The organism is Pandoraea sp. ISTKB (assembly GCF_001721285.1).
Taxonomy (GTDB): Bacteria; Pseudomonadota; Gammaproteobacteria; order Burkholderiales; family Burkholderiaceae; genus Pandoraea; species Pandoraea capi.
Map to the genome: position 1 here is coordinate 85232 of NZ_MAOS01000021.1, position 13563 is coordinate 98794.

The window sequence follows — 13563 nt, forward strand, 5'->3', positions numbered from 1 at the left end:
CCGATGGCTGCGCAACGACGCACTTCGCACACGCCGCGTACGAAAGGCTCGGGCCGCAAGCGTGCCTGGGGACCGTGGCAATGGACGGGCTACGTCATTACATTGCTGATCGTGGGGGTGCTCGCGACGCAGCTCTACTATTTCCTGCAAATCGGCTGGTGGGTGCGCTTCAATCCGCAGTCGACGGCGTTCATGCGAGCGGCGGAAACGCGTTTGCGCGAGACCGATCCCAATGCCACGCTCAAGCACCAATGGGTGCCGTACGACCAGATCTCGCGCAATCTGAAGCGCGCGATCATCGCCAGCGAAGACGCGAATTTCGTCAATCACGACGGTTACGAAATCGACGCGATGCTCGGCGCGTGGGAGAAGAATCAGAAGAAGGGACGTATCGTGGCGGGCGGCTCCACCCTCTCGCAGCAACTCGCCAAGAACTTGTTCCTCTCGAGCGAGAAGAGTTATCTGCGCAAGGCCGAAGAATTCACCATCACCTGGATGCTCGAATTCTGGATGGACAAGCAGCGGATCTTCGAGATCTATCTCAACTCGGTGGAGTGGGGCGAGGGCGTCTTCGGCGCTGAAGCCGCCGCGCGCTACTACTACGGCATTCCTGCATCGAAGCTCTCGCCGTGGCAGGCGGCGCGGCTGGCGGTGATGCTGCCGCGTCCGCGCTACTTCGATACCCACCGCAATTCGCCGTACCTCGCGCAGCGCGCCGGGGTGATCGCCCGCCGCATGGGGGCGGCGGAGTTGCCGCAGTGATCAGTGTCGCGGTTGGGCCGCGTCGGGAATGGTCTGTGTCGGCACTTGCATGACGGTGCGCGTCGGATAGGGCAACGAGCAACCGACACCCTCGACCGTCTCCTTCACGTTACGTTGCAGGTCCCAGTACAGCCCCCAGTAATTGCCGAGCAGTGACCACACGCGAACGTTGACGATGACGGCGCTGTCGCTCACTTGCTTGACCATGATCTCCGGCGCTGGCGTGTTGAGCACGCGGTCGTCGTCGGTCACATGCTCGCGCAGGGCGCTCATTGCGGCGTCGAGATCATCGTCGAGCGCAATGCCGACGGTGATTTCCATGCGACGCGTCGCGTTGCGACTGTAGTTCGTGATCGGCTGCCCCCAGATCTGGTTGTTCGGTACGCAGACGTAGATGCCGTCGGCATTCGTCAGCGTCGTCGTGAACAGGCCGATCTCTTCCACGGTACCCGCGACAGCCGACCCCGCCGTCACATAGTCGCCATTGCGAAACGGACGCAGCACCAGCAGCATCGTGCCGGCCGCGATGTTTTGCAGTGTGCCTTGCAGGGCGAGCCCGATGGCAAGACCGGCTGCGCCGAGTACCGCGATGATGCTCGCCGTCTGCACACCGAACTGCGCGAGCACCGCAATGATCGTGATGATGCGCACCGACCACAGCACTACCGACTCGATGAGCGGCTTGAGCGTGGCGTCGAAGTGCTGCGAACGACTGAGGGTCTTGTGGACGAAGCGTGACAACCGTTTGGCGATCCAGAAGCCGACTAGCAGAATCAGCACGGCTTGCACGAACGACAGGCCGTAGTGAACCGCGTTGGCGGCGAGGAAGCCGGTGACGGCGTCCAAAGATGTGAGCGGGGCAGTGACTTCCGCCATGGTTCAATTCTCCCTGTCGCGTGACGTTCCGGTACAAGAAAGTACCGGAGCGAACGTCGATGAATGTATAAGCAGAAAAACGCAGATCCGGGGCGCGCAATGCAGCGCACTCACCCAAGCGTCGATATCAAAATTGACGCAAAGTGCGTAGATTGGTTCGCCCAGCTTGCCATCGTTTCCGCGCGAAACCGACTGATTCAACGGTTTTAGGAATATTCCTACGAACGATTCCGGTGCCGACCGACACGGGCGGCACCGGGGGCTGCGCCAATGGCGTAGCGGGCGATGGTGGCGGATGTGCCGCCATTGGCGTGACTGTGGCGCGGCTGCTACACTTGGCGTCGCCTTGTAGCAGGGAGAACCTCGTTTGATCAATGCCTTCGTCATCCATCACGGCCGCCTGCAACAGGTGACTTGTGACCATCCCAGTGATCTGGCCAGCGTTACGCCGGTCTGGGTCGATCTTCACAGCGAATCCGAAGAGGAACGCCGCTGGGTCGAAGAGGCCTACAAGGTCAAACTGCCCTCACGTGACGAAGTGACTGATATCGAGGCGTCGGCGCGTTATTACGAAGACGACGACGGCGTGCTTCACATTCGCACGGACTTTCTGCTCGACGACGAAGAGCAATCGCGCAACGTGCCGGTCGCGTTCGTGGTGGTCAAGGATCTGCTGATTTCGGTGCACGACGAAGACCTGCCGGTTTTCCGCCTGGTGCGTATGCGCGCCCGGATTCGTCCTGGCTCCGTGCGCGACGCGATGGACGTACTGCTCGACCTCTATTCCACTGACGCCGAATACTCGGCGGATTCGCTCGAAAGCGTTTACGCCGCGCTCGAAGAGGTCAGCAAAAGCGTGCTCGGCAAGAACCTCACCGATGCCGATGCCGCCAAGGCGCTCGAGAGCATTGCCGCGCAGGAAGACTTGAACGGGCGCATCCGGCGTAACGTCATGGATACGCGGCGCGCGGTGTCGTTCCTCATGCGGGCGCGAATGCTCAAGGATGAGCAGTATCAGGAAGGCAAGCAGATCATGCGAGATATCGAGTCGCTCGATAATCACACCGCCTATCTGTTCGACAAGATCAACTTCCTGATGGATGCGACCATCGGTTTCATCAACATCAACCAGAACAAGATCATCAAGATCTTTTCGGTGGCCGCCGTGGCTTTCCTGCCGCCGACGCTCATCGCCAGTATTTACGGCATGAACTTCCGGATGATGCCGGAACTGACGTGGGAAGCCGGTTATCCGTTTGCGATCGGGCTGATGATCCTCTCGGCGATTGCGCCGTTCCTGTACTTCCGTCATCGCGGCTGGCTCGATTGACCATCGCGGGCGCGTGACATCGTGCGGCACGCCGCGTTTCGGAAAGACGTCGTCTTCGGCGTCGCTGCGGACGTGAAACCGTTGGCGTGGTGCGACGCGATAACGACAGCGCAGGACCGGGGCGCCAAGCAGGTAAAATGGCGGCCTTGCCCGAAACATCCTCCGTCGGATTACCACCGTCGGAATCCCGCCGGAACCTCGTCATGACATTCACCCAAGTTCTCAACGCCGCCTGGACGCGCAACAACTCGCTGCTGTGCGTGGGCCTCGACCCCGAGCCGTCGCGCATTCCCGCGCATCTTCAAGGCAAGCCGGACGCGATTTTCGAGTTCTGCCGCCAGATCGTGGACGCCACCGCGCCCTACGCCAGTGCCTTCAAGCCGCAGATTGCCTATTTCGCGGCGCATCGCGCCGAAGACCAGCTCGAACAACTGATTGCGCACATCCACGCCGATCATCCGGGACTGCCGGTGATTCTGGACGCCAAGCGTGGCGACATCGGCAGCACCGCCGAGCAATATGCGCGCGAGGCATTCGAGCGCTATCGTGCCGACGCCGTGACGGTGAACCCGTACATGGGCTTCGACTCGCTGGAGCCGTACCTGGCCCATGCGGACAAGGGCGTGATCGTGCTGTGCCGTACGTCGAATCCCGGCGGCAGCGACCTCCAGTTTCTCGACGTCGACGGCAAGCCGTTGTATCAGACGGTCGCGCGACTGGCGGCGGGACCGTGGAACACGAGCGGTCAGATCGGGCTCGTGGTCGGCGCGACTTTCCCGGCGGAAATCGCGACCGTGCGCAGCATCGTGGGTGATATGCCGTTGCTGATTCCGGGTGTCGGTGCCCAGGGGGGCGATGTCGAGGCGACGGTTACGGCGGGTCGTACCGCCAATGGCACCGGCATGATGATCAACTCGTCGCGCGCCATTATCTATGCGGGCCGTGACGAGAACTTCGCACAGGCCGCTGCCGAAGCTGCCCAGAAAACACGCGACAGCATCAACGCCTATCGCTGATCCTGGCGCCGGATGTCGGCGTCACCGTGTGACAAAAAGACAGCGCCTCGCAACTTCGCAGGCGCTGTTTTTTTATGCGCGAGCAAGACGCCGTGTGCCGTCGTTCTCGCGCTGTCCGTTAGCGTTGCCGGACAAGCGATAGCCTGATGTGACGTCCAGGCCGAGTTTCGCCACGTCGTAGCGGCAACACACGCGATACCGGACGCGCGAGCGTAATTACGCTTCTGCCTTGTCGAGCAATTCGATGACCCCGCGCAGGGCGTATTGCGCTGCCTGACTGCGGACCTGGGTGCGATCGCCCTTGAAGTGCTTCGTCTCGACGATGGTCGTCACGCGGTTGCTCCATCCGAAGCAGACCATGCCCACCGGTTTGTCGGCGGTGCCGCCACCCGGGCCGGCCACGCCCGTGATCGACAGAGAGATTTGCGCGCGACTGTTGAGCAGGGCGCCTTCGGCCATGGCACGCGCGACGGGTTCGCTCACCGCGCCGTGTTTTTCGATCAGCTCGGACGGCACACCGATCATTTCCGTCTTGGCCTGATTCGAGTACGTCACGAAGCCGCGCTCGAACCAGTTGCTGCTGCCGGAAATATCGGTGATTGCAGCGGCGACAAGGCCGCCGGTGCACGATTCGGCCGTCGTCAGCAGCAGACGTTCGTCGCGCAGACGATTGCCGACTTTCACCGACAGTTGGGCCAGAAGATTTTGTTCGGAGACCACGGGACGACGCCTTCAAGAAGTCTATGCAACGAATACGAGCCAGGTACGACGCACGCCAGCGGGCTTCAGGGCGCCGAGCGTCGGCGCTCTACCGTGCCGGGCGCTTGTCGTGACGCGACGACGAATCAGGTCGACACCATCAGACCGACAGTGTCGCGCTGTGCGGCGATCAGATCGAACGCCAGAGCGCAATCACGAGTAACGTACAGAACGCAGCGACGAGGTCGTCGAGCATGATGCCGAGTCCACCCTTGACCGTGCGGTCGAAGTAGCTGATCGGCGGCGGCTTGACGGCGTCAAAGAAACGGAACAACACGAACGCGACGAGTTGGCCGACGAAGCTCGACGGCGTGATGAGCAGCAGCACGATCCAGAACGCGACGATCTCATCCCACACGACTGCGCTCGGGTCCTGAACGCCGAGCTTGCGTGCCGTAAAGCTGCAAATCCAGATGCCGCCGAGGATGGACGCTGCAATCAGCACGGCCCAGCCTGTGACGGTCAGATACAGGTTGAGCACCAGATACGACGCCCAGCCGAATAACGTTCCCACCGTACCAGGCGCAAACGCCGACAGACCCGTGCCGAAGCCGAGCGAAAACAGATGTGCGGGGTGCGACAGCAGGAAACGCGAGTTCGGCCGGCGCGGGCCGCTGCCCGGATTGATGGCGGCCGTTTGATCAGTGCTCATTGGAAATGGTCGAAACTTTTGAAGTCGGCAGCGACGCTCGCGCCAGTATTGTCATGGAGATGCAGCATCGTGTGGCGCGCGTCGGGAAGCGCTATTGTACCGATACGCGTGACTCGTATGCCGAGTTCGTTGCCGATCGCCTCGATCCGCGCGCGCTGCGAGGGATCGGCGCAGAAGCAAAGCTGATAATCGTCTCCGCCTGCGAGCGTACAAAGCCGTTGAATTTCGCTCGGTTGTGCAGCGAGCAAGGCGGATCGCGGCAACGCATCGACATCGATGCGTGCGCTCATGGTCGAGCGCTCGAGAATATGACCGAGATCGCCGATCAGGCCGTCGGAGATATCGAGTGCAGCCCGCGCCACGCCACGCAGTGCGAGGCCCAAAGCGATTTGCGGTTCGGGCACATCCATCGCGCGGCGTGCCATCGCGAGATCGCTTTCGGATAGCGGCCACTCATCGCGTAACGCGCCGAGCGCGAGCCGCGCATCTCCCAACGTTCCCGAGATCCAGATGTCGTCGCCGGGGCGCGCCGCGTCACGGCGCAACGCCTGCGCGCCGGGCACGCTGCCGAAGACCGTAACGCAGAGATTGCGTGGCCCACGGGTGGTATCTCCTCCGATGAGCGGGCAGGCATAGCGGTCGGCGAGTTCGGCGAGACCTTGCGCGAAAGGGCCGAGCCAGGCCGGATCGCTGTCGGGCAATGCGAGCGCCAGCGTGAATCCGAGCGGCCGTGCACCCATGGCCGCCAGATCCGAGAGATTGACGGCAAGGGTCTTGTGGCCGAGTGTTTGCGGATCGACTTCGGCGAGAAAGTGTCGGCCTTCCACCAGCATGTCCGTCGAAATCGCCAACTGCTCTCCGGCGGGAGGACGCAACAGCGCGCAATCGTCGCCGATGCCGAGCGTGACATGCTCGCCCTGTCGCGTCGCCCGGGCGAAGAAGCGATCGATCAGCGAGAACTCGGACAGTGATGACGAAGCGGTCGGGGAGGTCGTGGTCATGAGCAACGAGAGGCGGTGGGCGAAGCAGCCGGTGGTGCCACGCAAACCCCTATTCTAAGAGGCCGCTGCGGCTTTCCCAAGCAGGCAAAGCGGTTTGTTCGCGGTTTTCAGGCAGCGTCTCATGCCGTATTCGGACAACACCTGACCCGTGAGGCATCTGTTGTCTGAAAATGGCGGCGATGGTGCAATGCAGCGTTGAATTCACGCTGATTTTTCGCCACTATCGGCATGGAATTGCTTCAGTGCGGGTGTGACCCTTATCCGTTTTTTGCATAAATCACGTGAATAAATAGGGCTACAATTCGCACTGAAATTTTGATCTCTCCTGTTCGCCAAGAGCTTCCCCTCATGCCCACGCCGATCGACCCGAAACTGCGCGAAGCTGCGCTCGAGTATCACGAACATCCCACCCCCGGCAAAATCGCGATCGCGCCGACCAAGCAGTTGCTGAACCAGCGCGATCTGGCGCTGGCGTACTCGCCGGGCGTTGCTGCCGCGTGTGAGGAAATCGTCATCGATCCGCTCAATGCGTCGCGCTACACGGCGCGGGGCAATCTGGTCGGAGTGATCACGAACGGCACCGCCGTGCTCGGGCTGGGCGACATCGGTCCGCTGGCCTCCAAGCCGGTGATGGAAGGCAAGGGCGTGCTGTTCAAGAAGTTCGCCAATATCGACGTGTTCGATATCGAAATCGCCGAGAAGGACCCGGAGAAGCTCGTCGACATCATCGCGGCACTTGAGCCGACGTTCGGTGCCATCAATCTGGAAGACATCAAGGCGCCCGAGTGCTTCATCGTGGAGCGCAAGCTGCGCGAGCGCATGAAGATTCCGGTCTTCCATGACGATCAGCACGGCACGGCCATCGTGGTGGCGGCAGCGCTCATCAACGGCCTGAAGGTGGTCGACAAGGATCTCGCATCGGTGAAGGTGGTGACGTCCGGTGCTGGCGCGGCTGCGCTGGCGTGTCTGGACCTGCTCGTGGACATGGGGCTGCCCATCGAGAACATCTGGGTGACGGACCTGGCGGGTGTGGTGTATGAAGGCCGTACCGAATTGATGGACCCGGAGAAGATTCGCTTCTCGCAAAAGACGGATGCGCGCGGTCTGGCCGAAGTGATCGGTGGCGCCGATGTGTTCCTCGGACTGTCGGCTGCCGGCGTGCTCAAGCCGGAAATGGTCAAGACGATGGCCGACAAGCCGCTGATCTTCGCACTGGCCAACCCGAATCCGGAAATCACGCCGGAACTCGCGAAAGAAGTGCGCCCGGATTGCGTGATGGCGACCGGTCGTACGGACTATCCGAACCAGGTCAACAACGTTCTCTGCTTCCCGTTCATCTTCCGCGGCGCCATCGATGTGGGTGCGACCACGATCACGCGTTCGATGGAGATCGCCGCCGTGAACGCGCTGGCGGAGCTGGCGCGTCAGGAACAGAGCGATATCGTGGCTTCGGCTTACGGCATCAAGAATCTGTCGTTCGGTCCGGAATATCTGATTCCGAAGCCCTTCGATCCGCGTCTGCTGGTCAAGGTGGCCACGGCAGTGGCCGAAGCGGCGATGGCGGCAGGCGTCGCCACGCGCCCGCTCGCAGACATCGACACTTATTCGCAATCGCTCCAGCAATTTGTGTATCACAGCGGCGGCCTGATGAAGCCGCTGTTCTCGGTGGCGCGTAGCGTTCCTGCCGACAAGAAGCGCATTGCCTTCGCCGAAGGGGAAGAGGAGCGCGTGCTGCGCGCCGTTCAGGTCCTCGTGGACGAACGCGTCGCGACGCCGGTGCTTGTGGGTCGCCCGGCCGTGATCGAGCATCGTATTCAGCAATACGGCCTGCGTCTGACGGCGGGTGTGGACTTCACCGTCGTCAACCCGGAACACGATGAGCGCTATCGCGATTACTGGGAGACCTATCATCGTCTGACGAATCGCAAGGGCGTGACGGCGTCGTATGCACGCGTCGAAATGCGTCGCCGTACGACGCTGATCGCCGCCATGCTGGTGAGCAAGGGCGAAGCGGATGGCATGATTTGCGGCACGGTGTCGACGCCGGGCCGTCACCTGCACTTCATCGATCGCGTGATCGGCAAGCGAGACGGCGGGAATGTCTACGGCGCAATGAACGCGCTGGTGCTGCCGAATCGTCAGATCTTCCTGGTCGACACGCACATCAATCAGGATCCGACGGCAGAGCAACTGGCGGAAATCACGCTGATGGCTGCTGAAGAGATTCGCCGTTTCGGCATTCAGCCGAAGGTCGCGCTGCTGTCACACTCGAACTTCGGTACGAGCGATGCCAATTGCGCCCGCAAGATGCGCGAAACGTTGGCAATCCTGCAAGAACGTGCGCCGGATCTGGAAGTTGACGGTGAAATGCACGGCGACTGCGCGCTGGACCCGGAATTGCGTGCGCGCATCATGCCGGATTCGACGTTGACGGGGGCGGCCAATCTGTTGGTCATGCCGAACATCGACGCTGCCAATATCGCCTATAACCTGCTCAAGACGGCCGCCGGTAATAACGTGGCGATCGGGCCGATTCTGCTGGGAGCTGCCAAGCCGGTACATATCCTGACGGAGTCTGCAACGGTGCGTCGCATCATCAACATGGCGGCACTCGTCGTGGCCGATGCGGCGGCGCAACAACAAGGTCTGTGATCGGGTTGGCGCGGTGATGGATTTGGCACCGTTTCACGCACGTTAGCCGACGAAGTAAACAAAACGCCGCCCTCAAACGGGCGGCGTTTTGTTATTCCGGTGACGCTTTTTGTGCATCGTATATTTCCATGTGGGCACTTACTGTCGTGAAAAAGCGTGTGTTGTCGTGAATTCTCGAAGGCCTTTGGTTGCGAAATGTAAGCTGGCATTGATTCTCGCGACCAATAGCGATAACCTTACGGCTTCACCCACCAGAACGGGCCTGCAGCGCAAGACCGCGCCGGGCGACAGCTAGCTATGACAATGGCACGTTGGCTTCACCGGAGCATCGTGGCACTGACTGCGGCGGGTAGTGTCTTTCTGGGGGCCAATGCTGTGGCGCGTGAAACCGCGCCATACGTCACGGATCAAACGGCAACGGTTTCCGTTGCCGAGTTACCTCGCGAAGCGCAGCGTACGCTGTCGCTGATTGCCCAGGGCGGGCCGTTTCCCTATGCCAAGGATGGCATCACGTTCGGAAACTACGAAAAGCGTCTGCCCAAAATGCCGCGTGGCTATTACCATGAATATACGGTGCCGACTCCCGGTGCCCGCAATAGAGGTGCCAGGCGCATCATCTGTGGGGGTAACCAACGCATGGTCGAACCGTGTTACTACACCCAAGACCACTACAACAGCTTTAGACGCATAAGGGAATGACAGCAGTATGAGTGAGCCGGTTTTCGCACAAGAACACGGGAAAGATCTTATGGCAGATCCATTCGGTGCGGGCGATGGCAACTTGTTCAAGCAGGTGCTGGGCCTGCATGCTGTTGCGCGGGCCGGCCATCGCCGTAGCCTATCGGAAGAGGGAGATATGAGTCTTTTCCAGGCCGTGAGGCCGAATATCGTGCAGTCGATCCGCGCATTCCGCGTGGCGGACCTGGCGGCGGAGGCAGAGCGACTCGGGCAACACTTCCTGTACGCCAACTGTGCGAATGCACAAAGCAAGGCCGAAGTGCTGGACACCATCGCATCGTCGTTCCTGTTCCCGAAACACTTCGGGAAGAACTTCGACGCCTTGCGCGATTGTCTGACCGATCTCGTTTCTCACTGTGGTCCGCAACCCGGATTCGTCGTGGTGCTTGAGGGACTGCCGGTCGTGACAAAGTTTGACAAGGACGGGCGCGAGACGCTGCTCGACGTGTTCCGCGATGCCGCTGAGTTCTGGGGCGAGCGGCGCGTGACCTTCCGCGTTTTCTATTCGTTTGCCTGATCGGTAGCCGAATAAAGTATCTGAATCAGGTATCTGAATCAGGTATCTGAATTGCATCGAGCGTGAGGTTGACGATGCAGGCGTGATCGCAGTGCCTTTTGTTGGCGAGTTCTTGTATTTGCGTATTGCCCGATAGCTGTTCATGAAAAAAGGTCCGCATTGCGGACCTTTTTTGTTTTGCGTCGACCGACTGCGGACCGACTGCGATTAACCGTTGTGCCCGCCGCCGAGGAATTGCTGCGCCAGCGAGGCCAGATCGAATTGTCCTTGCGGGACCGAGCCGTTCGGCGTGAGGTGATTGACCACCTGCGGCAAGAGCGCCGACAGCTCCTGCGCGGCTTCACTTTCGGAAACCCCGGCCGTGCTGGCGAGCTGTTGCAACTGACCGCCCGGGCCGAGCGCTTGTGTGACCTGATCCGGGCTGACGGCCTGATTGTTGCCGGTGCCAATCCACGAATTCACGGCCTCGCCGAGCCCCCCCTGATTGAGAACCTGCGTCAGTCCGCCCAAACCGCCAAGCGAACCGATCAGGTCGCCGGGCGACGTCGCGGGCGCGCCAGCCCCTGCGGCCGGGGCTTGTGCGCCGCCGAGCAACCCACCGAGCAGGCCGCCAAGGCCGCCGGCCCCTGCTGCGGCACCGCCACCGCCCAGCATGCCACCGAGGGCGCCGCCGAGTGAGCCGAGCAAACCGCCGCCTTCGCCCTCTTGTCCCTGAGCGTTACCCGAACGGCTGGCGATCATCGCCAGCAAGCCCATCAGGAGCAATGTCTTCGTGTTGAAACCGCCACCACCGGCCTGATTGCCGGACCCACCACCGAGAATGCTGTCCAGGATACCCATGACGATTACTCCTTTAGGCTTGTGAGGCCATTTTCTCGATCATCGATGCTTACCAACCGCCCCAGCGAGCGGCCAACGCAGCGAGCACGGCAATGCCCGCCGTTTCGGTGCGAAGGATGCGTTCACCCAGACGGATTGCCGTGAATCCGCGCTGTTGTGCGAGCGCCTCCTCCTGCGGTGCCAGCCCGCCTTCCGGGCCGAAGAGCAACACGCCGGGCTGAGACGGCGCTTCCAGCGGTAGCGAATCGAATCCGCTGTCTGCTCGAGGTGACAATAGCACACGCCATACGTCACCCTTTGTGACATCCTCATCGCCCAGCCATGCCCCGATAGGGCGAATCGGCAGCACGCGCGGCACGCGGTTTCGTCCGCATTGCTCGCATGCCGCTTGCACGAGCGCTTGCCAATGCGCAACGCGCTTTGCCGCACGTTCCCCTTCCAGGCGAATCACAGAGCGCTCCGTGGCCAGCGGCTGAATTTCCGTCACCCCCAGCTCGATAGCCTTCTCGATCAGCCAGTCCATCTTGTCGCCACCCGCGATGCCTTGAGCCAGCGTAATGCGGTAGGGCGGCTCGGCTTCGCGAGTGTCATGTTCGCCGAGCTGTGCGGTTGCATGACGTTTTTCCAGTGTGCTCAGCACTGCCGGATATTCTCCGCCCGTACCGTCGAATAGCGTGAAGGAATCACCGGTCTTCAGGCGCAACACCTGAACGTGACGCACGACGGACTCGGGAAGATCGAGAAGGGCGCCGGCATGCAGTGGCGCATCGATAAAAAAGCGAGGCATTCGGAGAGGGCGGACGAAAGATGACCGGAGGGATGGCGCTGGGGACAGAAGCATACCCCAACGCTCGGGGGACACACGCCTGGCGTCGTCAGCTTCGTGGCGCGACCGGTCTGGCGAATCCCCAGCGGTAGCCGTCGGGATCTTCCAGTTGGCAGAAGCGATCCCCCCAGAACTGGTCGCTGGGCGGCATCAATCCTTTGGCGCCGGCGGCCGTTGCGCGGGCGTACAGGGCGTCGACATCTTCCGTGTACACATAGAAGCTCTGCGGCGCTTCGACGCCTGAGGTGCGTGGCGTGCGAGCGGTCGTCGCAAAGGCCCCTTCGGGGGCGAACATCAGGATCAGTTGGCCCTGATAGAACATTTCGACGTGCATGACGGCGCCATCGTCGTCCACCATGTCGTGTACCGCGAAGCCGAACGCCTGCTCATAGAACGTGGCCGACGCTCTGGCATCGCGCACGGTCAGATAGGGGGTCAGCCACGGCACATGGGATGGGCGGGGGTCGGACATGACGGTGCTCCGTTGAGTTCGCCGGTGGTGAGGGTCGATGGGGAGGCCGGCGAGTCGTCGTGACAAGTTCTCAATATACAAGGAACACGTGGGCGGTTCATCTCCGTCGCGATTTCGGTGCGGGCGCGCGAATGCGTCATGACGTTAGCGGGACCGGGGCGCCGACGGCGGGATATCGCCGAAGATGCCGCGCAGTTCCGGCGAAATGTCGAATAGCGCGGGATGGCGCGATGGTGAGTAGTGCCGCAACCCGTCCAGCGTAGGCGGCAACGCGAGGGACGTCAACGCATCGAGGTCATGGGTATCGAGCGTGTCGCTGGCGAGCGCAAGCGCCCATTGGGTACCGTAGAGCGGCACGTAGGTTGTCATCGGCGAGACATGGCGGAACACCGAACGCAGCGCATCAAGCATGCGGCGCACTTGCGCTGCCTCGAACCACGGTGCGCCAAGTTGCAAGGCGATGCCGCCGCGAGGTGCGAGCAGCGCGCGGATTTTTTCGAAAAAAGGCGCATCGTGCAGCGACGCCGCGTCGCCGTCCGCCTCCGTCAGATCGAAGACGATCGCGTCGAACCGGTCACCTTTCGCGAGGGCCGCGTCGACGAGATCCCGGGCGTCGCCGATGACGAGCGTCGTGCGCGCATCGTCGAACGCGCCGTCCGGCAGCGACGGCATGTATTGCAGGACGACGGCGGGGACCTGAGGGTCCAGCTCAGCGACGACGACCTCCCTCACGGTGGCATGTCGCAGGACTTCGCGCGCGGAGCCGCCATCTCCGCCGCCAAGGATCAGCACGCGTTGCGCATGGCCGTGCGCGAGCAACAGCGGGTGCACCATGCATTCGTGGCAAATGTGCGCGTCGGCCAGTGACGCCATGAAACGGCCGTCAAGCCGATACGCCCGCCCAAGGTTGCCGAACGCGGGCAGATCGACGATCTCGATGTGCTGATGTGCCGAGGTCGTGGCGTAGACGGCACGCGCGGCGAACGCATAGCGGGCCCACGCGCCGAGCGGCGCCCAGGCCGGGGTGTCGTAAGCGGGTGTCAGAGACGGTGTTTCCTGTCCGGATTCACGCGCGGGGGTGGGGGTTTTGGCGGTCATTGGCGAGGCAACTTCCTCTAATTT

At 61.8% G+C, this 13563-nt stretch carries 14 protein-coding genes; 6 read left to right on the forward strand and 8 right to left on the reverse strand.

All coding sequences use genetic code 11. The features are described 5' to 3' along the window. Window positions 1-3: 3 nt before the first annotated feature. Window positions 4-762 (forward strand): monofunctional biosynthetic peptidoglycan transglycosylase, encoded by a 759-nt coding sequence (mtgA, locus tag A9762_RS05270; protein WP_069340986.1) that lies wholly within the window; start codon window positions 4-6, stop codon window positions 760-762. Here mtgA and A9762_RS05275 read toward each other — a convergent pair whose 3' ends face one another. Further along, on the reverse strand, window positions 763-1638 hold the full coding sequence (locus A9762_RS05275) for a mechanosensitive ion channel family protein (protein WP_069340987.1): 876 nt from the start codon (window positions 1636-1638) through the stop codon (window positions 763-765). Window positions 1639-2005: 367 nt separating this feature from the next. Between A9762_RS05275 and corA the strand changes: the two genes are divergently transcribed. Next, window positions 2006-2968 (forward strand): magnesium/cobalt transporter CorA, encoded by a 963-nt coding sequence (gene corA / locus A9762_RS05280; protein WP_069340988.1) that lies wholly within the window; start codon window positions 2006-2008, stop codon window positions 2966-2968. Window positions 2969-3171: 203 nt separating this feature from the next. After that, the gene (gene pyrF / locus A9762_RS05285; protein WP_069340989.1) at window positions 3172-3984 is read left to right on the forward strand and encodes an orotidine-5'-phosphate decarboxylase; all 813 of its coding nucleotides are present in this window, start codon (window positions 3172-3174) and stop codon (window positions 3982-3984) included. Between the two features lie 216 nt (window positions 3985-4200). On the opposite strand, the gene A9762_RS05290 is transcribed toward pyrF, so the two are convergent. From A9762_RS05290 to thiL, 3 genes are all read right to left on the reverse strand, one after another. Beyond that, on the reverse strand, window positions 4201-4704 hold the full coding sequence (locus A9762_RS05290; protein ID WP_069340990.1) for a CinA family protein: 504 nt from the start codon (window positions 4702-4704) through the stop codon (window positions 4201-4203). A gap of 169 nt (window positions 4705-4873) precedes the next feature. After that, a complete protein-coding gene (locus A9762_RS05295) occupies window positions 4874-5395 on the reverse strand; it encodes a phosphatidylglycerophosphatase A (protein WP_069340991.1) in 522 nt (173 codons plus the stop codon). Continuing rightward, a complete protein-coding gene (gene thiL / locus A9762_RS05300) occupies window positions 5392-6396 on the reverse strand; it encodes a thiamine-phosphate kinase (protein WP_069341029.1) in 1005 nt (334 codons plus the stop codon). Before thiL ends, A9762_RS05295 begins: the two co-directional genes overlap by 4 nt. 348 nt (window positions 6397-6744) lie before the next feature. Between thiL and A9762_RS05305 the strand changes: the two genes are divergently transcribed. The 3 genes from A9762_RS05305 (at window position 6745) to A9762_RS05310 (ending at window position 10303) form a co-directional block, all read left to right on the forward strand. Next, the gene (locus A9762_RS05305) at window positions 6745-9048 is read left to right on the forward strand and encodes an NADP-dependent malic enzyme (RefSeq protein WP_069340992.1); all 2304 of its coding nucleotides are present in this window, start codon (window positions 6745-6747) and stop codon (window positions 9046-9048) included. Between the two features lie 303 nt (window positions 9049-9351). Beyond that, window positions 9352-9747, forward strand: coding sequence for a ribonuclease domain-containing protein (locus A9762_RS28000; RefSeq protein ID WP_083253663.1), 396 nt, complete (start codon window positions 9352-9354; stop codon window positions 9745-9747). A 7-nt stretch (window positions 9748-9754) separates the two neighbouring features. Further along, window positions 9755-10303 (forward strand): barstar family protein, encoded by a 549-nt coding sequence (locus tag A9762_RS05310; RefSeq protein ID WP_069340993.1) that lies wholly within the window; start codon window positions 9755-9757, stop codon window positions 10301-10303. 207 nt (window positions 10304-10510) lie between these two features. Here the strand turns inward: A9762_RS05310 and A9762_RS05315 are convergent, their stop codons facing one another. The 4 genes from A9762_RS05315 to A9762_RS05330 all read right to left on the reverse strand — a co-directional run bounded on the left by A9762_RS05315 (window position 10511) and on the right by A9762_RS05330 (window position 13539). Further along, the gene (locus tag A9762_RS05315) at window positions 10511-11143 is read right to left on the reverse strand and encodes a YidB family protein (RefSeq protein WP_069340994.1); all 633 of its coding nucleotides are present in this window, start codon (window positions 11141-11143) and stop codon (window positions 10511-10513) included. A gap of 49 nt (window positions 11144-11192) precedes the next feature. Continuing rightward, complete coding sequence (locus A9762_RS05320) at window positions 11193-11930, reverse strand: 16S rRNA (uracil(1498)-N(3))-methyltransferase (RefSeq protein ID WP_069340995.1); 738 nt, start codon at window positions 11928-11930, stop codon at window positions 11193-11195. An 88-nt stretch (window positions 11931-12018) separates the two neighbouring features. Beyond that, on the reverse strand, window positions 12019-12441 hold the full coding sequence (locus tag A9762_RS05325) for a glyoxalase/bleomycin resistance/extradiol dioxygenase family protein (protein ID WP_069340996.1): 423 nt from the start codon (window positions 12439-12441) through the stop codon (window positions 12019-12021). Window positions 12442-12585: 144 nt separating this feature from the next. Continuing rightward, on the reverse strand, window positions 12586-13539 hold the full coding sequence (locus A9762_RS05330; RefSeq protein ID WP_083253650.1) for a hypothetical protein: 954 nt from the start codon (window positions 13537-13539) through the stop codon (window positions 12586-12588). Window positions 13540-13563 lie beyond the last annotated feature (24 nt).

Coding starts and splice junctions, on each gene's coding strand:
- mtgA (WP_069340986.1), top strand. CDS start 4: ATGGCTGCGCAACGACGCACTTCGCACACGCCGCGTACGAAAGGCTCG.
- A9762_RS05275 (WP_069340987.1), bottom strand. CDS start 1,638: ATGGCGGAAGTCACTGCCCCGCTCACATCTTTGGACGCCGTCACCGGC.
- pyrF (WP_069340989.1), top strand. CDS start 3,172: ATGACATTCACCCAAGTTCTCAACGCCGCCTGGACGCGCAACAACTCG.
- A9762_RS05295 (WP_069340991.1), bottom strand. CDS start 5,395: ATGAGCACTGATCAAACGGCCGCCATCAATCCGGGCAGCGGCCCGCGC.
- thiL (WP_069341029.1), bottom strand. CDS start 6,396: ATGACCACGACCTCCCCGACCGCTTCGTCATCACTGTCCGAGTTCTCG.
- A9762_RS05305 (WP_069340992.1), top strand. CDS start 6,745: ATGCCCACGCCGATCGACCCGAAACTGCGCGAAGCTGCGCTCGAGTAT.
- A9762_RS28000 (WP_083253663.1), top strand. CDS start 9,352: ATGGCACGTTGGCTTCACCGGAGCATCGTGGCACTGACTGCGGCGGGT.
- A9762_RS05310 (WP_069340993.1), top strand. CDS start 9,755: ATGAGTGAGCCGGTTTTCGCACAAGAACACGGGAAAGATCTTATGGCA.
- A9762_RS05315 (WP_069340994.1), bottom strand. CDS start 11,143: ATGGGTATCCTGGACAGCATTCTCGGTGGTGGGTCCGGCAATCAGGCC.
- A9762_RS05320 (WP_069340995.1), bottom strand. CDS start 11,930: ATGCCTCGCTTTTTTATCGATGCGCCACTGCATGCCGGCGCCCTTCTC.
- A9762_RS05325 (WP_069340996.1), bottom strand. CDS start 12,441: ATGTCCGACCCCCGCCCATCCCATGTGCCGTGGCTGACCCCCTATCTG.
- A9762_RS05330 (WP_083253650.1), bottom strand. CDS start 13,539: ATGACCGCCAAAACCCCCACCCCCGCGCGTGAATCCGGACAGGAAACA.